Source organism: Nocardia sp. NBC_01327, from assembly GCF_035958815.1.
Classification (GTDB): Bacteria; Actinomycetota; Actinomycetes; order Mycobacteriales; family Mycobacteriaceae; genus Nocardia.
Window position 1 is genome coordinate 3,149,945 of record NZ_CP108383.1, and the last position, 21,900, is coordinate 3,171,844.

General features: G+C 66.6%; 22 protein-coding genes. 11 read left to right on the forward strand and 11 right to left on the reverse strand.

Features of this window, described 5'->3' with window-relative positions:
• Positions 1-154: 154 nt before the first annotated feature.
• The gene (locus OG326_RS14000) at positions 155-2,320 is read left to right on the forward strand and encodes a DUF222 domain-containing protein (RefSeq protein WP_327145059.1); all 2,166 of its coding nucleotides are present in this window, start codon (positions 155-157) and stop codon (positions 2,318-2,320) included.
• A 594-nt stretch (positions 2,321-2,914) separates the two neighbouring features.
• On the opposite strand, the gene OG326_RS14005 is transcribed toward OG326_RS14000, so the two are convergent.
• A complete protein-coding gene (locus OG326_RS14005) occupies positions 2,915-4,081 on the reverse strand; it encodes a TDT family transporter (RefSeq protein WP_327145060.1) in 1,167 nt (388 codons plus the stop codon).
• A gap of 199 nt (positions 4,082-4,280) precedes the next feature.
• Between OG326_RS14005 and OG326_RS14010 the strand changes: the two genes are divergently transcribed.
• Positions 4,281-5,102 carry an alpha/beta fold hydrolase gene (locus tag OG326_RS14010; RefSeq protein ID WP_327145061.1) on the forward strand — a complete coding sequence of 274 codons (822 nt, stop codon included), beginning with the start codon at positions 4,281-4,283 and terminating at the stop codon, positions 5,100-5,102.
• Between the two features lie 17 nt (positions 5,103-5,119).
• On the opposite strand, the gene OG326_RS14015 is transcribed toward OG326_RS14010, so the two are convergent.
• Positions 5,120-6,568, reverse strand: a complete 1,449-nt coding sequence (locus OG326_RS14015) for an ABC1 kinase family protein (protein ID WP_327145062.1) — start codon at positions 6,566-6,568, stop codon at positions 5,120-5,122.
• A 130-nt stretch (positions 6,569-6,698) separates the two neighbouring features.
• On the opposite strand from OG326_RS14015, the gene OG326_RS14020 reads away from it, so the two are divergent.
• Positions 6,699-7,463 (forward strand): winged helix-turn-helix domain-containing protein, encoded by a 765-nt coding sequence (locus OG326_RS14020; RefSeq protein WP_327145063.1) that lies wholly within the window; start codon positions 6,699-6,701, stop codon positions 7,461-7,463.
• Positions 7,464-7,573: 110 nt separating this feature from the next.
• The gene (locus OG326_RS14025; protein WP_327146484.1) at positions 7,574-8,911 is read left to right on the forward strand and encodes an ABC1 kinase family protein; all 1,338 of its coding nucleotides are present in this window, start codon (positions 7,574-7,576) and stop codon (positions 8,909-8,911) included.
• 50 nt (positions 8,912-8,961) lie between these two features.
• Here the strand turns inward: OG326_RS14025 and OG326_RS14030 are convergent, their stop codons facing one another.
• Both OG326_RS14030 and OG326_RS14035 read right to left on the reverse strand, forming a co-directional pair.
• On the reverse strand, positions 8,962-9,084 hold the full coding sequence (locus tag OG326_RS14030) for a hypothetical protein (RefSeq protein WP_327145064.1): 123 nt from the start codon (positions 9,082-9,084) through the stop codon (positions 8,962-8,964).
• Between the two features lie 5 nt (positions 9,085-9,089).
• Entirely contained in the window at positions 9,090-10,070 is a 981-nt protein-coding gene (locus OG326_RS14035) for an SDR family NAD(P)-dependent oxidoreductase (protein WP_327145065.1), read from the reverse strand.
• 104 nt (positions 10,071-10,174) lie between these two features.
• Here OG326_RS14035 and OG326_RS14040 point away from each other — a divergent pair, with 104 nt between their 5' ends.
• The gene (locus tag OG326_RS14040; RefSeq protein ID WP_327145066.1) at positions 10,175-11,092 is read left to right on the forward strand and encodes an SDR family NAD(P)-dependent oxidoreductase; all 918 of its coding nucleotides are present in this window, start codon (positions 10,175-10,177) and stop codon (positions 11,090-11,092) included.
• Between the two features lie 49 nt (positions 11,093-11,141).
• On the opposite strand, the gene OG326_RS14045 is transcribed toward OG326_RS14040, so the two are convergent.
• Positions 11,142-11,732: an SRPBCC family protein gene (locus OG326_RS14045; protein WP_327145067.1), complete on the reverse strand. Its 591-nt coding sequence runs from the start codon at positions 11,730-11,732 to the stop codon at positions 11,142-11,144.
• 37 nt (positions 11,733-11,769) lie between these two features.
• The gene (locus OG326_RS14050; RefSeq protein WP_327145068.1) at positions 11,770-12,213 is read right to left on the reverse strand and encodes a phage holin family protein; all 444 of its coding nucleotides are present in this window, start codon (positions 12,211-12,213) and stop codon (positions 11,770-11,772) included.
• A 120-nt stretch (positions 12,214-12,333) separates the two neighbouring features.
• On the opposite strand from OG326_RS14050, the gene OG326_RS14055 reads away from it, so the two are divergent.
• The 3 genes from OG326_RS14055 to OG326_RS14065 are packed head-to-tail and all read left to right on the forward strand — an operon-like array spanning position 12,334 to position 14,730.
• The gene (locus OG326_RS14055) at positions 12,334-13,314 is read left to right on the forward strand and encodes an oxidoreductase (protein WP_327145069.1); all 981 of its coding nucleotides are present in this window, start codon (positions 12,334-12,336) and stop codon (positions 13,312-13,314) included.
• 58 nt (positions 13,315-13,372) lie between these two features.
• Positions 13,373-14,002, forward strand: coding sequence for a TetR/AcrR family transcriptional regulator (locus OG326_RS14060; protein WP_327145070.1), 630 nt, complete (start codon positions 13,373-13,375; stop codon positions 14,000-14,002).
• The gene (locus tag OG326_RS14065) at positions 13,999-14,730 is read left to right on the forward strand and encodes a VC0807 family protein (protein ID WP_327145071.1); all 732 of its coding nucleotides are present in this window, start codon (positions 13,999-14,001) and stop codon (positions 14,728-14,730) included. Before OG326_RS14060 ends, OG326_RS14065 begins: the two co-directional genes overlap by 4 nt.
• Here OG326_RS14065 and OG326_RS14070 read toward each other — a convergent pair.
• The gene (locus tag OG326_RS14070; RefSeq protein WP_327145072.1) at positions 14,720-15,157 is read right to left on the reverse strand and encodes a nuclear transport factor 2 family protein; all 438 of its coding nucleotides are present in this window, start codon (positions 15,155-15,157) and stop codon (positions 14,720-14,722) included. The genes OG326_RS14065 and OG326_RS14070 overlap by 11 nt on opposite strands.
• A gap of 112 nt (positions 15,158-15,269) precedes the next feature.
• On the opposite strand from OG326_RS14070, the gene OG326_RS14075 reads away from it, so the two are divergent.
• Both OG326_RS14075 and OG326_RS14080 read left to right on the forward strand, forming a co-directional pair.
• Positions 15,270-16,232: a helix-turn-helix domain-containing protein gene (locus tag OG326_RS14075; protein ID WP_327145073.1), complete on the forward strand. Its 963-nt coding sequence runs from the start codon at positions 15,270-15,272 to the stop codon at positions 16,230-16,232.
• 82 nt (positions 16,233-16,314) lie between these two features.
• Complete coding sequence (locus OG326_RS14080) at positions 16,315-16,584, forward strand: hypothetical protein (RefSeq protein ID WP_327145074.1); 270 nt, start codon at positions 16,315-16,317, stop codon at positions 16,582-16,584.
• An 8-nt stretch (positions 16,585-16,592) separates the two neighbouring features.
• Here the strand turns inward: OG326_RS14080 and OG326_RS14085 are convergent, their stop codons facing one another.
• The 4 genes from OG326_RS14085 to OG326_RS14100 form a co-directional block, all read right to left on the reverse strand.
• On the reverse strand, positions 16,593-17,630 hold the full coding sequence (locus OG326_RS14085; protein ID WP_327145075.1) for a lysylphosphatidylglycerol synthase transmembrane domain-containing protein: 1,038 nt from the start codon (positions 17,628-17,630) through the stop codon (positions 16,593-16,595).
• A gap of 331 nt (positions 17,631-17,961) precedes the next feature.
• Entirely contained in the window at positions 17,962-18,378 is a 417-nt protein-coding gene (locus OG326_RS14090) for a hypothetical protein (protein ID WP_327145076.1), read from the reverse strand.
• On the reverse strand, positions 18,375-20,555 hold the full coding sequence (locus OG326_RS14095; RefSeq protein ID WP_327145077.1) for an MMPL family transporter: 2,181 nt from the start codon (positions 20,553-20,555) through the stop codon (positions 18,375-18,377). Before OG326_RS14095 ends, OG326_RS14090 begins: the two co-directional genes overlap by 4 nt.
• A gap of 40 nt (positions 20,556-20,595) precedes the next feature.
• Positions 20,596-21,123 (reverse strand): hypothetical protein, encoded by a 528-nt coding sequence (locus tag OG326_RS14100; RefSeq protein WP_327145078.1) that lies wholly within the window; start codon positions 21,121-21,123, stop codon positions 20,596-20,598.
• A gap of 130 nt (positions 21,124-21,253) precedes the next feature.
• Here OG326_RS14100 and OG326_RS14105 point away from each other — a divergent pair, with 130 nt between their 5' ends.
• Positions 21,254-21,853: a hypothetical protein gene (locus OG326_RS14105; RefSeq protein ID WP_327145079.1), complete on the forward strand. Its 600-nt coding sequence runs from the start codon at positions 21,254-21,256 to the stop codon at positions 21,851-21,853.
• The last annotated feature ends 47 nt before the right edge of the window (positions 21,854-21,900 follow it).

The window sequence follows — 21,900 nt, forward strand, 5'->3', positions numbered from 1 at the left end:
AAGGGCGAAAAGACAAAGACGCCTGGACAAGAAGAAAGGAAAACGACAAAGAACAAATCCGTGAAAGAGGCTGGTCGGTCCGCCAGTCTGAATATCCTTATATCACACCACAATTCACCTTTCCGTGCCCGTATCACGGCGGTAGAATAGTGGTATGAATCCAGGGGGAGAAACCGTCGACACCGACAGTGCGCACGCACTGTCGGTAGCGGTCGATCACCTCCTGAACGCGTCCCTGGTTCCGTTGCACGATGACGAATTCATCGCGGTGATGCGGGAAGTGGAAACGTGTAAACGCAAACTCGAGGCCGTGCAGACCCGTTTCGTCGTGGAAACCACCAGCCGTGGCCTGGCCCAGCGCGGTGGGGTGGCGTCCCCGAAGGTGTTCCTGCGTCAAACCTTGGGTATCTCCCGCGCCGACGCTGCGTCCCGGGTCAGCATCGCGGTGGAGACCGGTCCCCGGATCGTGTCGGGTGTGGAGTTGGAACCGACGTTGGCGCATGTGGCCCAGGCGCATCGGGCGGGTGTGATCGGTGTCGATCATGTGCGGCGGATCATGACGGTGATGAACCGGTTGCCCGGCAGTCTCGACATGGATGTGCGTGAAGCCACCGAACTGCAACTGACCGAGTTCGCGCCCACCGGGTACCCGGAGGGTCTTCCGGTGATGGGTGAAGTGTTGCTCGCGGGTTTGGATCCGGACGGCACGTTGAGTTCCGATGCCGATCGTGAACGCATGCGCGGTCTCACCCTGGGTGCCGAGCGTGCGGACGGGATGTCCCCGTGGAACGGGGAGATCAACCGCAAACTCCGCTCTGTCCTCGAACCGGTGTTCGCGAAGCTGGCCCGCCCGGGCATGTGCAATCCGAAGGACCCTGACAGCCCGTGGGTGTCCGAGCACAAGCTCGATGCCAAGGCGATGGCGGCGTGTGTCGAGCGTGATACCCGTACCCCGGCGCAGCGTAATCATGATGCGCTGCTGGCGTTCTTGCGTCCGGAGTTCGGTGGCCCGGCCAAGTTGGGTAGGCATCGTGGTCTGCCGGTGTCGGTGATCGTGACGATGAGCGTGACGGATCTGGAAGCCGACGCCGGTGTGGCGACGACCGCGTCGGGTGGGATCGTGTCGATCCCGGAGGCTTTGGAGTTGGCGTCGAAGTCGAACAAGTATCTGGCGGTGCTGAACCCGGTGGGGTTGCCGCTGTATCTGGGTCGCGGTACCCGCTCGGTGAACCTGGATCGCACCCGCAGCTCCTCGGGTATCGAGTCCGTGTCCGGTTCGGCGGGCCTCGATCCCGGTGCTCACCCGGCCGGCCTCGAGACCGGTTCGCAGGCAGGTGGTGCCGATCGTGGGTGCGGGTCGGCTGATCTCGGGCACCGTGCCCGGCCTACCGGCGACCCGGGTGTTCCGGGTGCGGCCGGTCCCGACCATGCGTCTGGCTCGTCGGGAAGCTGTGGTGCCGGTACGCGCTTGAGCAGCGCCGAGAACGGTGCGCGGACAGGCAGTTCCGGCCGCGACCACCACTCGTCCGGCACCGATGATGACTCCTGTGCGGCGAGCCCCGGCGAGGGTGCTCGGCCTGCCAAACTTGAGTGCGGTTCACGGGCAGCCGGTTCCGGCCCTGAGTTGCGCTCGTGCGGTAGTGAGGACGACTCCCGTCCGGCTACCCTCGAGCACGACTCCCACTCCTCGGGTACCAAGGAGGGTTCCGGGGCGGTGAGCCTCGGCGACAGTGCTTGGCCCTCCAGCCCCGAGTACGGTTCGCGTGCAGGCGGTTCCGGCCACGACCTGCGCTCGTGCGGCAGTGAGGACGGCTCCCGCTCCTCCCACTCCTCGGGCACCGAGGTCAACTCTGGGGCGGGCAGCCTCGGTGACGGTACTCGGCCTGCGTGGTTGGTGTTCGGGCCGCGGTCCTTCGGGACCGGGCGGGTTCCCCGGTTGGCCAGTGCCGCACAACGATTGGCGCTCATCGCGTCGGAGAAGGGCTGCACGCGGCCTGGGTGTGATGCCCCGGCGACGATGTGCGCGGTGCATCACATCACCGAGTGGAGCAACGGTGGGCGCACCGATATCGACAACCTCACCCTCGCGTGCGATCACTGCCATGCCCAGGTTCACGACGGGCCTGGTGGGTGGAAAACGGTGGTCATGGGACCGGAGTCGGAGTTTCCGGGGCGGACCGGGTGGATCGGGCCCGCGCACATCAACCCGACGGGGGTACCGCAGGTCAATCACCTGCATCACCCGCTCGAGCTGAAGGCTGCTGCGCTGGCGCGGATCCGGGCTCGTAACGAGCGGGAACTACAGCACTACCGACAGTAGGTTCCCGCCCACCTGCTGACACCCGTTTGCCCCTGTTCCACCGCCGGGCTGGTCCCGTCGGTGCTACAGGTCGTTGCACGGGTGGGGGTTTCGGGGTCTGGGTTCTTGGGTCCGGGTGCTTCGGGTTCTTGGTCTTTCGGGTTTTGGTTTTTCGGGTTTTGTCTCTGAAACCGGACCACAGCCGGTCGACCCCGCCGGTACCGCAGGTATCTCCTTGCTGCGGAAGGTAAATCGGGTACCCCACCTGAGGTCACCAGCACAGCCATCTCGGGCCCTGCCCGCACCCGGAGACCCACCACTGCCTCTCGACGCACGCAACCCAGGTGCACCGGCCACATCTCGGCCTCGAAACCACCTGAAGCGGGCACCACACAACCCTTCTCCCGCACTGCACAGTCCGTGTCTAAGCGGGACAGATCCGCTATCCGTTGTGCCGCTGAGAGGCCCGCTGTTCCGTCGGAAGTTATCGACGTTTTCGACACCGAAATGGCCTGTGCACCTTTGGGGGTGGGGGCGAGGCGGCGTATGTCTCCGGTTCCCACGCTTCTCTTTGTTCTGCATGACACCGGAAGGAATGCCGAAGGCGGTTCCAGGTCAGCGGGCGGGGTGGAAGAGGGTGCCGTTGTGGATGCCGCGGAGGGTGCGGAGGGTTACTACGGACCAGGCGGCGAGGAGGAGGGTGAAGAGGGCTACTGCGGTGATGGCGAAGATGTTTGCGCCGGTGTGGGTGTAGAGGACGGTGCTGCCGGTTACGCAGGTGCCCAGGGGGAAGGTGAAGCCCCACCAGGTCATGTTGAAGGGCATGGTCTTTCGGGCGTGGTAGGTGACCGCGATGGCGAGGGACAGCCAGAGGAGGGCGAAGCCCCAGGTGGGGACGCCGAAGATGAGTGCGAAGACGTCGAGGCCTGCCGATTCGCGGTCGGGGAGGGCGGTGGGGGCAACGTTCGCGAGTTGGCCTGCGGCGGTGACGGATTGGCCGAGGGGGCCGAGAACCAGCCAGACGGTGGCGACCATGCCCGCGGCGGGGAGACCGTGGTGCAGCAGGCGCGACCAGATGACGGTGATGGTCGCGATGGCGGCGATGAGGCTCAGCCCGAACATGGCCAGGCAGAGGAACAGCATGGTCATTCGAGGCTGGCCGGCCGGGATGTGGGGGATGAGCAGGGCGCCGGTGGCGGCTGAGACCATGGGAGGCACCACGGGCATGAGCCAACCGCCGAAGGCGGCATCGGCGTCGAAATTGTGGCGGGTGATCATCCGGAAGGGAATGGCGCCCGCGGCCAGCAGCCCGAGCACGGTGCCCGCCGACCACAGCACCCAGTCGATGGCCACTGCGGCGGACATTCCGATCACATCACTGCCGAGCACCAGGGTGCCCGCGCCGACGGTCATCAGCGCCATCGGGGGAGCCCCGTAGAACTGCATCATCACCGGATGCGCCCCGTGCGAGCGAGCGATCTCGGGGTACCGCCGCCAGTGCGCCACCCACGCGACAGCCAGCACGACCAGCAGCAGCGCGGCCAATCCCCACACCACGGTGGCAGCGGCGCGCAGACCGGGGAACTGCAGCGGGAGCGTGGCGGCGGAGTTGGCGACAATGCCGGTGCCCATCACCGCGGCGAACCAATTGGGCCCCAGCGAACGCAGGGCATCGCCGGGTTCCCGGTCGGGGTGGACGACATTGCGCGACTTCACAGGCGTACGCGCGGCCGCAACCGAGGAGACGGTATCGGCGCTGCGGCGGAAGGTCACTGTGGTCATGTACCCAGCATCGGCCGAGCAAGGATTCCCCGGTACCGGCCACAGTTCGATGGATGCATAGAACCGTTCTATGCCCACCCCAGACTCGCTCTATATCCACCTCGGCGCTGCAGTTATCAGTGTCTCGGTGATTACTCTGAGACCGCGATACCGCACAGGCGTTTCGCAGGGCCGACTCGAATCCGCTGTGGAGGCGAGAATGACTGACCGCGTGGATATCGAGACACCGCTGGGTTCGATCTCCGTCTACCAGAAAGGCTCGGGCGAGCCGGTTCTGCTGTGGCCCAGCCTGTTGATGGACCACACCCTGTGGACCCAGCAGATCGAGCATCTGGCCGGGCAATACCGGACCCTGGCCTTCGATCCTCCGGGACACGGGACGAGTTCTCCGGTCACGCGGACATTCACCCTCGACGAATGCGCCGATTGCGTATGCGCCGTCCTCGATGCGCTCGAGATCCCTCGCACTCATTTCGTCGGCAATTCGTGGGGCGCGATGGTGGGTGCGGTGCTGGCGGCGCGCTATCCCGAAAGAGTCGCATCGGCAGTCCTGTTGAACGGCACGGCCTCACCGGCAAGCCCGCTGCAGCGCATGAAGTTTCGTATCCTCGTGACGGCCGCGGGCATTCTCGGTTCCCTCCGTCCGCCCCTGGATCGGGCGGTGCTGCGCGCATTCCTCGGCCCGACGTCCCTGCGTAGCCGCCCCGAAGCAGCCGAGACCGTTCTCGAGGTCGCGTCCAGAGTGAACGTCGAGTCGGCCCGGTACTGCGTCCGCAGCGTGGTGTCCGAGCGCCCGGACAATGTCGGCCTCCTCGCCGGAGTCTCCTCCCCGGTTCTGGTGGTCGCCGGGGTCGAGGACCGGATCTTCCCGGTCAGCGAAGTGCGGGCGATGGCCGCGGCGATTCCCGGTGCACACTTCGTTGTGATCGATGGGGCCGCGCACCTGCTCGCTCTCGAAGTCCCCGGCCGTGTCAACGAGCTGGTGAGCGACTTCCTCGCCCAGCACCGCTTCGCGCCGTGACCGCGCGGTCCCGTGGCTCAGCTGACGACAGAGAACCGCCGCGCAACCGGTGTGGTCCGCACCTGCCGCGCCAGCCCGAGATCCGTCGGCTGAGCACTGCGAGTGTCGAAGCGCTCGAACACCGCGGCCAATTCCGGTGACCAGCGCGCGAATTCACCGCGCACCGGGCCTGCGGTATCGAGCTGGCACACCACACCGATGGCCGTGAGCAGCGCGCGGGCGAAGGGCGTGATGTAGGCGGGAATGCTCATCTGCCGATGCGCATTCGTCAGCCGCAGATCCATGACGTGCCGTACCCGATGCCGCAGCCATTCGGTGCTGAATCGGAAATCGTGCTGTGTGAACGGTTCGGTGGCCACCGCGATCCCCTCGGCGATGGTCGCCACATCGTAGGTGCGATCGGGTTCGACGAACCCGTGCCGGCGCAGCGCCGAATCGAGATCGGCCATGGTGCCATTGAGCGCGGCATCCATCACCTCACTGACCAGATCCTCGAATCCGACGGCCGGCCAGACGACGCACGCGCCGAAGTCGACGACCCCGAGCCGCCCGTCCGGCAGTACCCGGAAATTACCGGGATGCGGATCGCAGTACAGCAGTCCGGTGCGCGTCCAGGACGACAGCAGGAATCGCAGAATGAGCATTCCGACGCGGCTGCGCTCCTCGGGCGCCCCCGATTCGATAATGCGCGAGACCGGTGTGCCGTGCAGCCATTCGCTGACGATCACATTGCCGCGCTGGGTAATGACCTTGGGCACCACGAAATCCGGATCGTCGGCATAGGCGTCGGCGAAGACGCGCTGATGCTCGGCCTCGGCGGCATAGTCGAGTTCCTCGGCCACGGAGGTGCAGATGGCCTCGGTCACCGCGGGCACATCGGCGCCGGGCACGAAAACCGTGGCCAGCACGGACAGTCGCCGCAACTGTTCGAGATCATTGCGCACGGCCTCGTGCGCGCCCGGGTACATGACCTTCACCGCCGCCTGCCGGCCGTCGCGCCACACCGCCCGATGCACCTGGCCGATGGAAGCTCCCGCCGCCCGCCGATCGTCGAACTCCCGGAAGTTCCAGCGCCAGCTTTCGCCCATCTCCGCGGCGATGGCCTCGTGCACCCGCGACGGCAGCATGGTCGGCGCCGAATCCTGCAGCTGCGCCAGCGCCCTGCGGTAGGGCTCGGCCAGATCCGGCGGCAGCGCGAGTTCGTACAGCGCCAGCAGCTGCCCCAGTTTGGCCGCACAACCCTTGAGTTCGCCGAGCACCTCGAAAATGTGCTGCGCCGTACGCAATTGGATATCCATGCTGACCTCGGCGGCGGATCTGCCGCGCGCCCGCTGTGCGACGCCCGCCGCCTGCCGTCCGGCGAACGCGATGGGGAGAGCGGCGATCTTGGCATTGCGAACCGCGGTCCGAACCGGCGGCGTGCCACCGGTACCCCGTGAACGACTGCTGGTTCGCCGCTTGGTCATTGCTCACCTCATTGTGTACGCGGCGCGCGGCGGTTTCCGTGCAGCCCGCCGCGGTGTGCGCACGTGCAGTTTGGCATATGAGAGCTTAAACTGTCTGGGACGTATCCGAAAGTTGTCGAAAGGTGACAGGATGGGTGCCCAGACGGTCGTCGCGGATGTCGCCGACGAGCTGGCTCGCCGCGTCGCGACCGGGGAGTACGCGCCCGGTGACCTGATGCCGTCCGTTCGTCAGGTCGCCGAGGAATTCGGGATGAATCGGGCGACTGCACAACTGGTGCTCGGCCGGCTGGAGTCCTACGGCTTCGTGGACGCGCACCGCGGCCGCGGCTTCACGGTGCGCGATGTGCGCCGAGCCGGTGGGCTGGACGTCTACCGCCGGCTGTTCCGGCTCTCGATGCACGCACCCGAGCTGGCAGCCGATATGTTCCGCAATATCGTTGCCGCCGAACGGGTCATCGTGCTCGAGGCGCTGCTGGACTACACCGAGGGTGAGGGTGGCGTCGACCCTGTGTCGCTGCACGGCGCCATCGATGAGCTGGAGTCCCTGGCCCGCAGCGAGAATCCCGATCACGCCGCCATGCTGACCCTCGAAATCGGCCTGGTGCGCACCCTTCTCACCGACCTAGGGCACAGCGTGCAGCGTGCGGTCCTGAACTCGGTCGGCGAAATGCTGTTCGAGGTGCCGGAGGCGGTGCAGGCGTACTTCGCGGCGTCGCCGGATCTGCATGTGCTGGTGTGGCGTTCGCTGCTGGCGGTCTGGGAGTCCGATTCGGGCCCGTCCGAACCGCAGTTGTCGCTGTTCGAGGATCTGTTCGCGCTGTACCACGAGAAGGTGGTCGCGCACTTCGAGGAATTGGTCGGCGTCGGCGCGGAGGTTGCCGGAATTTCTGCGTGACAAGCCATTTGACCAACCGTCTGAGACACTCTAGTCTTCGATTCGTGTCCCCGGGGACATGCTCTGTCACCCTCGCCCCGGCGAGTAATGGCGATACGAATCGAGGCACCATGGCGGGCAAGAGAAGAACCGGTCTCGCACGGTCGGCGAAGATCGCGGCACTGCCGATGGGCATCATGGCCCGGCGCATGACCGCCACCGGCAAGGCCATCATGACCGGCGCCGATCGCGGCGCCATCGATGAGGCGCTGATCGACAAGGCCGCCGATGAGGTCTTCCGGGTGCTCGGGGAACTCAAGGGCGGCGCCATGAAACTCGGGCAGGCGCTCAGTGTCGCCGAGGCCGCGGTGCCCTCCCGCTTCGCCGACCGGTATCGAGAGGCCCTGTCGCGCTTGCAGAATCAGGCCCCGCCCATGCCGACGGCACAGGCGCACCGCGTGCTCGACGAACAGCTGGGCACCCGCTGGCGTGAGCGCTTCACCACCTTCGAGGACGAGCCGGTGGCGGCGGCGAGCATCGGCCAGGTGCATCGGGCGGTCTGGAAGGACGGCCGCACCGTCGCGGTGAAGATCCAGTATCCGGGCGCCGATACCGCACTCATGTCGGATCTCAAACTGCTGCAGATGCTTTCGGGCACCTTCGGGGTTTTCATGCCCGGCGTGGACGTCCGCGCGCTGATCGACGAATTCGTCGCGCGCACCGAGGATGAGCTCGACTACCGGCTGGAGGCCGATCATCAGCGGCACTTCGCCGCCGCCTACGCCGGCGACCCGAACTTCTTCGTCCCGCGGGTGATCGCGAGCGCGCCCAAGGTCATGGTCACCGAGTGGATGGCGGCCACCCCGCTGTCGAAGATCATTGCCGAAGGCACTGTGCAGCAGCGGAATCGGGCCGGAGAGCTGCTGGTCGAATTCGGCCTGAGCTCACCCAAGCGGGTCGGCGCCCTGCACTGCGATCCGCATCCGGGCAACTACCAGCTGCTCGAGGACGGCCGGCTGGGCATCATCGATTTCGGCGCCACCATCGCCCTGCCCGACGGTCTGCCGCCGGTGGTGGGGGAGCTGGCCCGGCTCGCGGTCGCCGAGGATTACGACGCGCTGATGGCCGCCCTGCACGCGAACGGTTTCGTGCGCCCCGGCCATCACATCGACCTGGAGCCGATCAAGCGCGTGGTGGCGCCGATCGTCGCGGAATTGCAGGGTGATCGGCTGCACATCACCCGGGACCTGCTGCAGGGTCATATGTTGCGCGCCATGGATGTGCAGAACATGTCGGTGAACAATACTTTCGCCGTGCGCACGCCGCCCGAGCTCCCCGACCTGGTCATGCTCGGCCGCGTGCTCGGCGGTGTCATCGCGGTATGCGCGCAACTGGATGCCGAGGGAGCCTTCCTCGGATTGGTGGAGCGCTGGCTGCCCGGCTACCTGCAGGAGGGTGAAGCAGCCTGAGCCGCAGCTGATTTCGGCCTGGCGCACCCCGCTGCGCCAGGCTGCGCTGTTCAGCCCCCGACGAGCGCGGCGGCCGCGATGAGCGCCGCGATCACGGTGAGCGCGAGCGCCGTCAGGATCACCAGGTTCCGGCGGGTGGGCGGTTCGGCTGGGGGAATCGGTCGATCGGCCATCGGGCTCATCTCCTGATCGGTATCGGTGGTGGTGGCGGGTCATCGTATTCCGGTGGTTCCCAATAGGTTTGTAGTCCCGGCCGCTGCGGCATGAGCTCCGCGGCCTCCCGGGCCACCCCGACGAAGCCCGGATGATCGATGACGAAGCGGACCGCCCGCTCCACCTCGGGCCCGCTGCCGACGCGCATGAGGGCGCGGGTGAAATTGGGGAAGGCGCGGGTGAAGTAGTAGATCAGCCGCGATTCCGCGCGCAGCGGCAGCATGGCCCGATCGGCGGCGGCCGCCTCGACGATCTTGCGGCCGGCCTTGTCCGGATGCATGCCCAGCAGCGTCATCCCCTTCACCACGATCTGCCGGGTGATGGCGACCTGCTCGGTGCTGAGGGTGGCCAACGTGGCGGTCGCGGCCAGATTGGTGGCGATCAGGCCCGGGCACACCACGGTGACACCGATGCCCAGCGGGGCCATTTCGACGCGCAGCGTCTCGCTGAGGTGCTTCACCCCGGCCGCGGTGAAGCAGTAGGGGGTGCCCATCCGCATGGGCGCGAAGGCCGCGACGGAGGAGATGTTCACCAGGTGCCCGCCGGTGCCGCGCTCGGCCATCTGTGCGCCGAACAGCCGGCACCCGTGCACGATCGCGGTGAGATTCACATCGACAATGCGCTGCAGATCGGCGGGCCGAATCTCGAAAAATGGCCCGCCGACGACGATTCCGGCATTATTGACCACCACATCGGGTACACCGTGCGCGGTCTTCACATGGTCCGCCAGGGCTTCGAGCGAGAGCGGATCGGCCACATCGAGGGCATACGGAAAAGCCGAACCGCCCGCCGAACGGATCAGTGCCGCAGTATCTTCAGCGGTCGCGTAGTTGATGTCCGCGACAATGACCTCTGCCCCCCGGGCCGCGAGGGCCTTGGCGGTGCCGCGGCCGATGCCACTGCCCGCCCCGGTCACCACGGCAAGGTGCGGGTGGAAGGGTTTCATCTGTGGTCTACTCCTCCGCTGGAGAGTCAGAGTGTACACTGTCTGGGACAGTATGTGGAAGTATGAGAACGCAGCGCCGCAGCCGCGGAATCAGGGGACCTCACATGGCAGGCTTCGAGAACGAAGTTGTCGTCATCACCGGTGCCGGTGGCGGTATCGGCCGCGCGGTGGCGCAACGCTTCGCGCGTAAGAAAGCCATCGTCATCGCCGCCGATCTCGATAAGGCGCGGGCCGTGCACACGGTGGAATCCATCGAAGCATTCGGCGGTGTCGCCACACCCTATGCCGTGGACGTGTCCGATGGAGTGGCTATGGAATCATTCGCCGAGGACATTCACACGGAATTCGGGACGCCGAGGGTATTGGTCAATAATGCCGGATACAGCACGGCCGGTCCGTTTCTGGAGCACACGCTGGAGGATTGGGAGCGGCTACTCGGCGTCAATGTGTGGGGATTGATATACGGCTGCACCCATTTCGGACGGCAGATGATCGAATCCGGGCGCGGTGGGCGCATTATCAATGTCACCTCGGTGGCGGCCTTCACGCCGATTCCACTGAGCACCCCGTACTGCGCGAGCCGGGCGGCGGCGCAAATGCTCACCGAGGGATTGCGATTGGAGTTCGCCGGCACCGGTGTGGGTGTGACGGCGGTCTGCCCGGCCCTGGTGCACACCGGAATCTACGAGGACGGCGAGGCCGATGCGGACGCGGCGGCGGACGCGGCGCACACCCTCGGCGTGGCCGCGCTGGCCGAGCGATTTGTCGCGCACGGCCCGGAGAGCATCGCGCGCACCATCGTCCGGGTGGCGGCCCGCAATCCCGCCGTGGTGCCGACGCCGATCGAGGCGCGGGCGCTGTACCTGGCCACTCGGGTCTCACCCGGCGGCGCGCGTCTGGCCGCGCGAGTTCTGCGCCCGGACAGGCTGACCGGATTGCGCGCACGTGTGACCCGGCCGTCGGTGCTGACACGGGTCGACGATTATCTGGCGCGGAAGCTGGAGGGTCCGGACCGCCGATAGCGCGGGCGCGGATCCCGGTGTGCGCCGGGATCCGCACGGCCGCGGCAATTCAGATGCGAGAGGCCAGACCCTTGAGGCCGAAGCGGGCGAAGGGCCGGATGAAGGGTGCGGCCCAGCGCAGCGGCAGGAACGACCCGATGCGGGGCTGGAATGCGATGGTCCAGGTGAGCCGGGTGCCGTCCGCGGTCTCGGTGAGCCGGTAGTCCTCGGCGAACGCCTTGATCAGGAACGGAATCGAGATCGTGGTGCCGGAGACGGTGAGCTGCTGGTTCGGCGCCATGATGATCACCCGCTCCTGCACGGCGAACAGCAGTCCGTCGAAGCTGCGCAGCGCGCCCTCGCGGCGGTAATCATCGCGATAGCGAATGCCATTGATCAGCGGAATCCAGGAGAAGGTGCCGTTGAGCTGCAAGGCATCCCACACTTTGTGCGGCGGGAACGGGAACTCGCGACCGGCGGTGACGGTGAAGGTTGCGCGGTCGAGGAATTCGCCGACCTCCGCCGAGGTGATCGGCCGCACCTCGAATCCTTTGTCCGCCAGCACATCCTTCGTCCACAGGCGCAGGAGCAGCGCGGTGATGCCGCCCGCGATCGCGCCCAGGACGACGATGACCGCCACGACGATGATGACTGTGACCATGACGTTGTTTCCTTACTCGACAAACGGCGTACGGGCGTCAGAACTCGCTGGCGCCGTGGCGATTTCGGCGCGCGAAGGACCGGGCGGCATGGCTCGCGGCGGCGGCCGCCGAGGCGGTCGCGCGGACGGTGCGCATGCGGTAGACCTGCCAGATTCCGAAGATCGCGGCGATGCCCGCGGGAATCAGCATGAGCGCCGAGGTGGTCAGCAGGGCTGCCCAGTTCGGCATCCACTGTGCGAACAGCTCGGTCAGGAAGCGGAAGAAGTAGACGGTCCCGTAGGCCGCCGCGATGAGCGCGAAACCCAGTGCGGTGAGCGCGATTACGCCGCGCGCGACTTCGGCGGCGAGAAATTTCCCGGCCCGGTAGAGCCTGGGTCCGAGCCATGCGGACAGCTCCGCCAGTAAAATTCGGACAATCTGCTCGATCGGGCTCGGTTGCGGTTCGAGCGCCGTGCTGTAGCCGGAGTGATCGGTAGCCATCCGCGGCCCCCTCGGTGGATGTGATCATCGGCGACCGCCTGCCGCCGGAACTGTCGCATCCTAACATGGTCGCGTAGATTGTCTCAGACGGTAGATTTCTTCCGAGGAGTGTGACATCGCATGGCCAATGTGTTCTCGGCCGGGACGACTACGGCGAGCCTTCCGCTCATCGCACGACGCTGGACCATCGACGACATTCCCGACCAGACCGGTAAGACCGCGGTGGTCACCGGCGCGAACAGCGGTCTGGGTCTGCGCACCGCGGAAGCCTTGGCCGCCAAGGGCGCTCACGTGCTCATGGCATGCCGCAATGAACTCAAGGCCGCCGCCGCGCTGGAGTCGGTGGCCGCCGCCGCGACCGGTCCCAAACCCGAGGTGCTGCCGCTGGATCTGGCCGATCTGACCTCCGTGCGCCGCGCCGCCGATCACCTCGATGTGCGCGGCAATGCCATCGACGTGCTGGTCAACAATGCGGGCGTAATGGCGCTGCCGCGCACGGTGCGGACCGCGGAGGGGTTCGACGCGCAATTCGGCACCAACCATCTGGGTCACTATGCGTTCACGGGTCTATTGCTGCCCGCCCTGCTGCGTGCACCCGATCCGCGGGTTGTCACCGTCTCCTCGATCGCGGCATGGGGTGGGGTCATCAACTGGCCCGATCCGAACTGGCGCGTGCTCTACGTTCGCTGGCTCGCCTACAGTCAGTCCAAACTCGCGAATCTGCTCTTCACCGCGGAGCTGAATCGCCGTGCGCGCGAACACGGTACGGCTCTCACCGCGGTATCCGCGCACCCCGGCCTCTCCGCCACCCACCTCTACGATTCCGGCGCCGAGAAGGGGGTCGGCGGCCGTCTGGCCGCCCTGCAGCAGCGGGCCCTGGTCGGTCTCGCGCAATCGGATCGCATGGGCGCGCTGCCCCAGCTCTATGCCGCCACCATGCCGGGCCTCCCCGGCAACTCCTACCTCGGCCCGGCCTTCGAGACGTTCGGCTATCCCCGCCGCACGCTCCGAAATCCACTGGCCTACAGCCGAACTCAAGCGCGAGCGCTCTGGCGACTGAGCGAATCCCTCACGGATGTCCACTACCCCTGGCCCCGCTGAGGCTGCTCGGCTGAACTATTTCTTGCTCAGTTGAGCAAACAGCAGTACGGTTTAGCTCATGCAAGCAAGAAATAGTTCGGCCAAGCAGGAAGGCCGGACGTTCATCGAATCCGCTCGCCGCGCGCAGATCGTCGATGCCGCGGTCGAGGTCATCGCCGAACAGGGTTATGCCAATGCCTCGTTCGCGAAGATCGCCAAGCAGGCCGGACTGAGCAGCACCGGAATGATCTCCTACCATTTCAAGGGTAAGGACGATCTGATCCGCGAGGTCATCGCCGAATTCCTGCGCCTGTCCGGGGAGTATCTGACCGGCAAGATGGATGCCGAGAACACGCTGGCTGGCCGGCTGCGGGCATTCATCGTCGCCCGCATCGCCATGCTCGACGAGTTCCCGAAGCATTTCGTCGCGGCGGGGGAGATCATCAATGCGGTCCGCATCGAGGACCCCGACCTGCGCGGCCTGACGCCCGTCTGGGCCGCCACCGCCGCCATGCAGGAGCAGCGCTTCCGAGAAGGCCAGCAGGCCGGGGAGTTTCGCGACTTCGACCCCAAGGTGATGGTGCTCGCGCTGCACGGCGCCATCAATGAGGCGACGGTGCGGGCGAGTGTCGATCCCGACTTCGACACCGCGGCCTGCGGGCGGGAGCTCGCCGATCTCTTCGAGGCAGCGACAAGGAAAGCATCATGAACGACATCGCAGTGGGGCAGCACATCATGACGACGGACGAAGCAGCCGGCCCGCAGACCCGACCCCTCCCGGCTCCGCCCGGCGATCAGGGGCCGACCGAGCGGCAGAAGTCCGCGGCGGCTCGAAAGGCCCTGGCCCGCAATCTCATTCTCGAGCTGGGTCTCCCGATCGGCGGCTACTACGGTCTGCACGCCGCCGGATTCAGTCAGTGGGTATCGGTGCTGGGCGCGGGTCTGCTGGTCACCCCGGCGATCGGCTACACCTTGATCACACAGCGCAAAGTCGATGTGACGGTGGTCTTTTCGCTGGGCTTCGTGGTGCTGGGCGCACTGATGTCACTGGTCACCGGTGACCCCAGAGTGCTGCTGGTCCGCGACAGCTGGTTGTTCGGTGCGCTGGGCCTGTGGGTGCTCGGCTCGCTGTTCACCGGCAAACCGTTCATGCTCGTCGCGGCCCGTGCGGTCGTGACCGCGAAAATCGGTGCGGCCGGAGCCCGGGAGTGGGAGGACCGCTGGCACACCGAGGCCGACTTCCGCAGGCACATCCGGGTTCTCACCGCGGTATGGGGTGCGGGTTTCGCCCTCGACGCCGTGGTGCGGGTCGTGCTGGCCTATACGCTTCCGATCGATGCGGTGCCGCTGGTGACCGGTCTGCAATGGGTGGTCGTACTCGGCGCGCTGTTCGGCTTCCACTACTGGTACGTCACCAAGAATGGCCTCAAGGTGTAGAACTCGGCTGTGTCGCGGCGAACTGTTCCTCGCCGCGACGGGTGTCCATGTACTCCCGGACTCGGTGGATCAGGCCGTTGCGCAGTTCGAAGATGAAGCAGTAGTCGTTGTCGTAGTGGTTGCCGTTCATGAGTGTTGCCCGCATACGTTCTTCGACGACGACCGTGGCGCCCGCGGCGGTGAAGGCGGTGAAGTCGATCTTGCGGTCGGCGACGAAGATGCTGGGGAACTCGACTGTCAGGAAGTGCACTATGCGGTCCCGGCCGATGAGGTGATGGCTGCCGTCGAGGGCGCGAGCCGTCGCATTCCGCGGTGGCGCAAGCCATTCGGCGTCGGAGGTGAAGACGGCGGTGATGCGGCCGGGGTCGCCGGAGGCGAATTCCTGCCAGGCGTGCTGGACAATTTCCGTGCTGGTCGGGGTGCTCACCCGGCCCATCCTGGGTGCTTCTCCGACGCCGATCTCGCCACATTCGGACATCGCTCGCGATGTGTCCGGATATGTCTGGCCGCGGTGCGGCGGCCCGAGCAGACTCGAGGGTATGGAACCGTTCCAGGGTGTGGCCACGACCGGCATCTACTGCCTGCCGCCGTGCCCTGGTCGTCCGCTGCCGGAGAACGTGGTGTCCTTCGCCTCTGCGGCAGGGGCCGAGGCCGCCGGCTTCCGGGCCTGCCATCGGTGCCGCCCGTATCGCGGCGACCGCAGACCGTCGACCTCTTCCGAAATAGTCTGCCGCGCTGTGGATCTCATTGCCTCCGGAGTACTGGACACCGGCAACGAGGCCGATCTCGCAGCCCGGCTGGCGGTTTCGGAGCGGCACCTGCGCCGCATGTTCCGCGAACAGGTCGGCGCCACACCCGATCAGCTGGCCAGATCCCGCCGCGCGCATTTCGCCCGGCGGCTGCTGGACGACACCGATCTCTCGGTCACCGATATCGCCTTCGCCGCCGGCTTCGGCAGCCTGCGCCAGTTCAATCGGGTGATGGTCGAGACCTTCCGGGCCACGCCACAGCAATTGCGGGCCCGGCGGCGCCGGGCCGATCGCCTCGTGGCGGACGGAGGTCTTGTGCTGCGGGTGCCGCTGCCGGAACCGGTGCGGCTGGATCAGCGCCTGGGCGAGCTGGCCCGGACCGCAGTGCGCGGCGTCGAGCACGGCACCGCGGAGCACTATCGGCGCACGGTGTCGATGGACGGTGATCCCGGCGTCATCGATATCAGCGCGGACGCCTCCGGGCAGGCGCTGCTCGTCGCGCACCTGCCGCGGATCGAAGGTCTGCTGCATCTGGTGGGCCGGGTGCAACGGCTGCTCGGTGGCCAGGTCTGGGATTCGCACGAGGCCGGTGTCCGAAATATGGTGATGGACAGGGTCGGCGCGGCGGCCGCGCCCGGTGTGCTCGCCGACATCGTCGAACGGCACGGCGCCCCGATCGAGGGATTGGGCCGATTCGGTCTGACCCATCTGTTCCCCACACCCGCCGCTCTCGCCGGTCTCGTGAGTATCTGATCTCCCGACCAACCGGCGGCAGCGGGTCTACCGTGCGAGAATCTGGCTGCTTGATTGCCCCGATAATGCGCGAGGAGACATTGTGAGTGTGAGGTTCCTGATCGGTTTGCCCGCTGCGGTCCTGGCGGTGGCGCCGGTGTTCGCTCTGGCCGGGACCGCGCCCGCGCAGGCGCTGCCGTCACGGCCGGGTATTTCGGTCAACTACAGCTGCACCGCGCAGACCTGGGCCGGGGATACGCTGCCGACCGTATCGGTGACCGCGACCCAGGGGGTGCGCCAGGCTCAGGGCCAGGCGAAGACGCTGTGGAGTGGCACCGCGAAGTTCTCGACCATCACCTGCACGCCGGTCTGAGCCGCGTTTCAGATGGCGCGGCGGTGGTTCAGGTAGGCGAAAGAGGCCAAACCCAGCGGGATCTGGAACCAGAAGGTGAGTAGCCGGAACCCCAGGGCCACCGCGACCGCCACCCCGCCGGTCAATCCGGCAATGGCCGTGAGTCCGGCAGCGAGGGTGATCTCCTTCGCTGCCACACCGCTGGGCGACGGCAGCAGCGGGCCCAGCGCCACGGTGACCAGCTGAACCACGAAGGTGTCGGCCAGGCTCAGATCGGCGCCGACGGCATGCAGTACCGCCCACAGCGCCACCACCATGAGCAACGGCTGCACCAGCGCGGCAACCCACAGCGGTGCCGCGCGGCCCGGCCGGAGTGCGGTGGCGGCCACCGATTTCCATGCGAATTCCGCATCCGAACGTCCGGAACGGACCCGGTGCGCGAGCTCCCGCCAGCCACCGCGGGCTGCCACCCGGCGACGGACTGTCACCACCGCGAATGCCGTCAGCGCCCCCACGACGACGAGTATCGCCGCGATCACAGCCCCTGTGCGCCAGGGACTTTCGGTTGCGTGATGCCACCACGCCGAGGTCCGTGCGCCCAGATCGTGCCAGGGCGACTGGGACCCGGTCCGCCGCACCAGACTGGGTGTGGCCAGCAGGGCGATGATCACCAGCGGAATCCGTACCACCAGCGCGGCGAAGCCGAGCAGCGTCATCGAGGCGACCGCGGCACTGTGGCTCAGACCCTCCCGGCGCAGAAATCGGAGCCGGATGAGCAGGGAGGCGGCCGGCACCAGTCCGATGGCGGGCACGGCGAGTTGGAGTGCGAAGAGCCGCCGGGCGGAGGGCTGGGCCGGAATGGACCCGCGCAGCATCCACACCGAGGTGGGCCAGAGGCCGAGGGTGGCCAGGGCCGCCAGCGCCAGCCAGCGCGGGTCGGCGCCCAGCAGGGCCCGCATGCCCGCCGCGACCGTCGCGTGCTGCCAGATCGCGGCGGCGGCCACCACGACCGAGAACACGACTGTGGGGAGCGCCTTTCTCGCTGATGCGGGAATGGCCGGGGCCATCGGCTCTCCTTGATTCGCGGACACGGTGAAAAAGAGGCGGTGAATAACCTGTGCATCGCAGAGGCTATGCCCGACATTAACGTGCCCGAGCGGGGACGGCCACCCTTCCGGCACAACAGTGGGCACTGCCGGACAACAGGAAATTGGGCGGGCCGCCCCCGATAGCCCGCAAACAGACGGTGGGGTACGCAACGAATGATCGCGGGCTGACGCCAGATTAGTTGTGTCCCAGACAATTTGCAATACGTCGGGCCGGATTTCCCTTGGTGCTAAGCCAGTTTGAGGCATTGCCGCATAAAGTGTCCCAGACTGCAATGGTCTCACAAAAGACTCAGCGGTTCGCTGCGCGGTCGCGCTGCTCCCGGATCTGATTCTGTCGAGCCGTCTGGTCATCGAGCTGGGTCCCGGTGAGCGGCCAGACCTGGTAGGTGAACATCACCTGCTGCGGTCCGCAGTCGCGAGTGAGCCGCAGTGTGGACCCGCCGTCGATGGCGAGGGCGGGTTCATTGAAGAAGATCTGATGATCGAAATCGAGCGGTGTACTGCACACGTACATCAGATCGATGGTGCCGGTCACCGAATCCGCGTTGTAGCAGCTGACTTCCAGCTTCGAACCGTCCCGGTGGGTCGCGGAGCAGTCGATCTGCGCCGGTGCGCCACCGGCTTCCGCTCCGGCGGGTACCGCCACCAGCCCGGCGGCCAGTAGCCCGCCGGCCGAGCCTGCCAGAATCCGTCCGAGACGTCTCATACCGTGATCTCCTCGGTCGCCGGGCGCGCCGGCGCTGTGTGAGTATCGAATTCGGCGAGCCCGATTCGCGCGTGCACGCGCTTGGCCCACCGCGGCGCCCACCAGCAGCGGTCGCCGAGCATTGTCATGATCGACGGCACCAGCAGCATGCGAATAATGGTGGCGTCCAGGACGAGCGCGACGATCATGCCGTAGGCGATGTACTTCATGAGCACCAGCTCCGAGAGCCCGAAGGCGCCGGTCACCACGATCAGCACCAGGGCGGCCGCGGTAATGATGCCGCCGGTGTGCGCGGTGCCGTAGCGAATCGATTCCGGTGTGGACGCGCCGCGGGCCCGCGCCTCGGCCATGCGCGACATCAGGAAGATCTCGTAATCGGTGGAGAGGCCGAAGATGATCGCGATGATGACCACCAGCACCGGGAAGCTGAGCGGCTGCGGCGTGAAGTTCAGCAGTTTCGCCCCGTGCCCGTCGTAGAAGACGAAGGACAGGAACCCGAGGGTGGCGGTCAGGCTGAGCGCGCTCACCAGCACCGCCTTGAGCGGCAGGACGAACGATCCGAATGCCAGGAACATCATGATGAACGAGGCCAGCACCAGGATTGCCAGCAGCCATGGCAGCCGATGAATGACGCCGTGGATCGAATCACGTTCCAGGACAGGCAGTCCCGTGACGTACATGGTCACGCCCGCCGGTGGTGCGATGGCCCGCAGCCGGGTGATCACCTCGTCGGCGTTCTTCGGATCGACGAGGCCGGAGGTGTACACCTTGACGTTCACGCCCGGCGGGGCCACCCCGTTGGCGAACGGCTGCGCGAAATCGGCGGTGCGCCCGGGCGCCTGATCGGCGGCGGCCACAATGGCGCTCAGTGTGGGTCGATCCGCGCCCTCGATCACGAGCTTGATCGGCGAGACCCGCTCCGTGGGGAACACCGCGTCGAAACTCTGCTGCGCGGAACGGGTTTCATTGCCCGGCGGCAGATACTTCTCGGTCAGCCCCGCGTATTGCGCGTGCAGGAACGGCAGAATCAGTCCCAGAAGTACCAGCATGATCGGATACGCCAGCAGCGCAGGCCGTTTCATGGCCCAGGTCGCCAGTCGCGACCAGAAGGAGGCGTCGATCTGCTCGGTCGTCCTGGTGCGCGAGAACCGCTTCAGCCCGAAGGCGTCCACCCGCTTGCCGAGCACGCCGAGCAGGGCGGGCAGCACCGTAATGGACAGCAGCGCAGCGAGAATCACGGCGGTCAGAGCGCCCAGGGCCACCGAACGCAGAAAGGTCATGGAGAAGATGAGCACCCCCGCCACGCACACCACGATAATGGTGGCCGAGAAGGTGATGGTGCGTCCGGCGGTCGACACCGTAATGCGTACCGCCTCTTCCGTGGAGCGACCGTCGGCGATCTCCTCCCGGAACCGGCTGACCATGAACAGGCCGTAGTCGATGGCCAGCCCGAGCCCGATCAGGGAGATGACCGCATCGGCGAACTGGTGCACGGGCATGAACCCGGTCAGCACCTTCATCACACCCCAGGCCCCGGCAATGGTGAGCCCGCCGATGATGAGCGGCAGCGCGGCGGCGATGACGCCGCCGAAGACGAAGAACAGCACCACGGCCACGAGTGGCAGCGCGATGAGATGCATGCGCTCGATATCGGCCTGCATGGTCAGCCCGACCGCATCGGCGACCGGCACCCGGCCGGCAATGCGCACGTCCAGACCGGGAATCGCCAGCTTGTCCTTGATCTGGTGGTAGAAGTCGACACTGTCCTGATCGCCGGTGCCCTGCAGTCCGATGCTCACGAAGGCGCGGGTCTTGGAGTCGTCGATGAAGCGGGTCTTGCCGAGGCTGCCGTTCCAGTAGCCGCTGACATCCTTGATCTGAGTCCGGTAGTCGGTCAACAGCTTCCGGGTCAGGTCCCGCCCGGCCGCCTCGATATCCGGATCGGTGATGTGCTTGCCGGCGGGTGCGGTGTACAGCGCGATCACATCGCCGTCGAAGTCGCGGCCGAAGGTGGTGTCGGCCAGTTTTGTGCCCGCCACCGATTCGCTGGTGTCGTCGAAGAAGCCCTGCGCGGTCAGCCTGTCCTGATATCCGAGCCCGTACAGGCCCGAAACCCCCATCAGCACAATGAATCCGGTGATTACGGTGTAGCGGGCGCGGTATATCCACCGCCCCATCCAGTGGAACACGATCGGATCTCCCCTCGGGAACCCGCGCTCAGGAGGCGCAGGCGGGCGACTTGTAGTCGGTTTGAGCCAGGATTCCGCAGATCTCGCTGACCGGGAGCTTCCATTCCCCGTTCACCGCACTGAGATTCAGTGGCGCCGAGCGGCGATTGCCATTGCCGTCCTTGTCCAGCCAGAAGTCGGCTTCGAGCACATCGCCATTGAGCACCACCGAGCCCGGCGTCACGCCGAAGGTGGCATTCGGGTTCTCCGACATGGCCTTCTGGAGTTCGGGCAGATCGCCGCGGAACTTCTCGCCGCCCGAGACGATCGACAGTCGCTGATCATCGGTCACCTGGCGGCCTTTGCCGAACAGGTTCTGCAGCTGCGTATTCAGCTGATCGGCGGTGAGCGGAGCGGGGAGGGCGCCGCTGACGGTGGCGGCGACCGTGGTGGTGGGCGCGACGGAAATGGTGACCTCACTGCTCCGGACGTTTCCGGAGCCGCAGCCGGTGAGTGTCAGAGACAGTAGCGTTCCGGCCGCAGCCAGTGAGAGTGCCGTTCCTGGGCTAACTTTCATGTCCCCTCCATGTGATGACGATCGCAGTTGGCGTTGCTTTGGGTTGTGGGTCACAGTATGTTAACAACTGTCTGAGTCGGTAGTGCAGTTTTACCAAGCGCGGGGCGTGAGGAGGGGCGGGGTGGCCGGAGTGCACAGACCGCGGGGGTCGGCGTTCGCGTACATCGCGGGCCTGCTGGTTTCGGTGGTGCTCATTGCCACCGGAACCACTGTGGCGCTGTGGTTTCAGGCCCACCTGGGAGCGCCGCCGCCGATCATCGTGGTGGCGCAGGCGCCGCCCGGGAGCACCACCGCGGTGGTGCCGACCACGCGCGCGGTGACAACCACGCCCAAGGTTGTCACCGCGCCGGAGACGATTCCGGCCCAGCTCCCGGACGGTGCCGGGTATACGGCGGCGCCGACCAGCGCGCTACCGGACTTCGTGAATCGGACGGCAAATCAGTACGGCTGGTACGGCGGTGACGGAGTATCGGCGCGCTGCGACGAGTGGACCCGGGCGACGGCCGTCGGCAGTACCGAGTCCACGCTCTTCGTGGTGTGCGGGTCGTATTTCAAGGCATACGAATTGGCCACCGGGACGCCGATCCGAGCCGGCATCGCTGTCCAGGGTGGTGGCTGGGCCGGAAAGGGTGCGGGGGTTTCCGTTCAAGTGACCCAGAGCGCTCTGACGATTGCGCGCAATGGCATTGACCCTGCTGTCCAGGCCGTAGTCGAGTGGTGGACGCCGTAGGCATGTGCCGAATTACGCAAACCGCAGACAGCACTGTGCGGCTTGGA

Excerpts from the sequence above, each read along its gene's own strand:
- OG326_RS14000 (WP_327145059.1), top strand. The coding sequence starts at position 155 with ATGAATCCAGGGGGAGAAACCGTCGACACCGACAGTGCGCACGCACTG.
- OG326_RS14005 (WP_327145060.1), bottom strand. The coding sequence starts at position 4,081 with ATGACCACAGTGACCTTCCGCCGCAGCGCCGATACCGTCTCCTCGGTT.
- OG326_RS14010 (WP_327145061.1), top strand. The coding sequence starts at position 4,281 with ATGACTGACCGCGTGGATATCGAGACACCGCTGGGTTCGATCTCCGTC.
- OG326_RS14015 (WP_327145062.1), bottom strand. The coding sequence starts at position 6,568 with ATGACCAAGCGGCGAACCAGCAGTCGTTCACGGGGTACCGGTGGCACG.
- OG326_RS14020 (WP_327145063.1), top strand. The coding sequence starts at position 6,699 with ATGGGTGCCCAGACGGTCGTCGCGGATGTCGCCGACGAGCTGGCTCGC.
- OG326_RS14025 (WP_327146484.1), top strand. The coding sequence starts at position 7,574 with ATGGCGGGCAAGAGAAGAACCGGTCTCGCACGGTCGGCGAAGATCGCG.
- OG326_RS14030 (WP_327145064.1), bottom strand. The coding sequence starts at position 9,084 with ATGGCCGATCGACCGATTCCCCCAGCCGAACCGCCCACCCGCCGGAAC.
- OG326_RS14035 (WP_327145065.1), bottom strand. The coding sequence starts at position 10,070 with ATGAAACCCTTCCACCCGCACCTTGCCGTGGTGACCGGGGCGGGCAGT.
- OG326_RS14040 (WP_327145066.1), top strand. The coding sequence starts at position 10,175 with ATGGCAGGCTTCGAGAACGAAGTTGTCGTCATCACCGGTGCCGGTGGC.
- OG326_RS14045 (WP_327145067.1), bottom strand. The coding sequence starts at position 11,732 with ATGGTCACAGTCATCATCGTCGTGGCGGTCATCGTCGTCCTGGGCGCG.
- OG326_RS14050 (WP_327145068.1), bottom strand. The coding sequence starts at position 12,213 with ATGGCTACCGATCACTCCGGCTACAGCACGGCGCTCGAACCGCAACCG.
- OG326_RS14055 (WP_327145069.1), top strand. The coding sequence starts at position 12,334 with ATGGCCAATGTGTTCTCGGCCGGGACGACTACGGCGAGCCTTCCGCTC.
- OG326_RS14060 (WP_327145070.1), top strand. The coding sequence starts at position 13,373 with ATGCAAGCAAGAAATAGTTCGGCCAAGCAGGAAGGCCGGACGTTCATC.
- OG326_RS14065 (WP_327145071.1), top strand. The coding sequence starts at position 13,999 with ATGAACGACATCGCAGTGGGGCAGCACATCATGACGACGGACGAAGCA.
- OG326_RS14075 (WP_327145073.1), top strand. The coding sequence starts at position 15,270 with ATGGAACCGTTCCAGGGTGTGGCCACGACCGGCATCTACTGCCTGCCG.
- OG326_RS14085 (WP_327145075.1), bottom strand. The coding sequence starts at position 17,630 with ATGGCCCCGGCCATTCCCGCATCAGCGAGAAAGGCGCTCCCCACAGTC.
- OG326_RS14090 (WP_327145076.1), bottom strand. The coding sequence starts at position 18,378 with ATGAGACGTCTCGGACGGATTCTGGCAGGCTCGGCCGGCGGGCTACTG.
- OG326_RS14095 (WP_327145077.1), bottom strand. The coding sequence starts at position 20,555 with ATGGGGCGGTGGATATACCGCGCCCGCTACACCGTAATCACCGGATTC.
- OG326_RS14100 (WP_327145078.1), bottom strand. The coding sequence starts at position 21,123 with ATGAAAGTTAGCCCAGGAACGGCACTCTCACTGGCTGCGGCCGGAACG.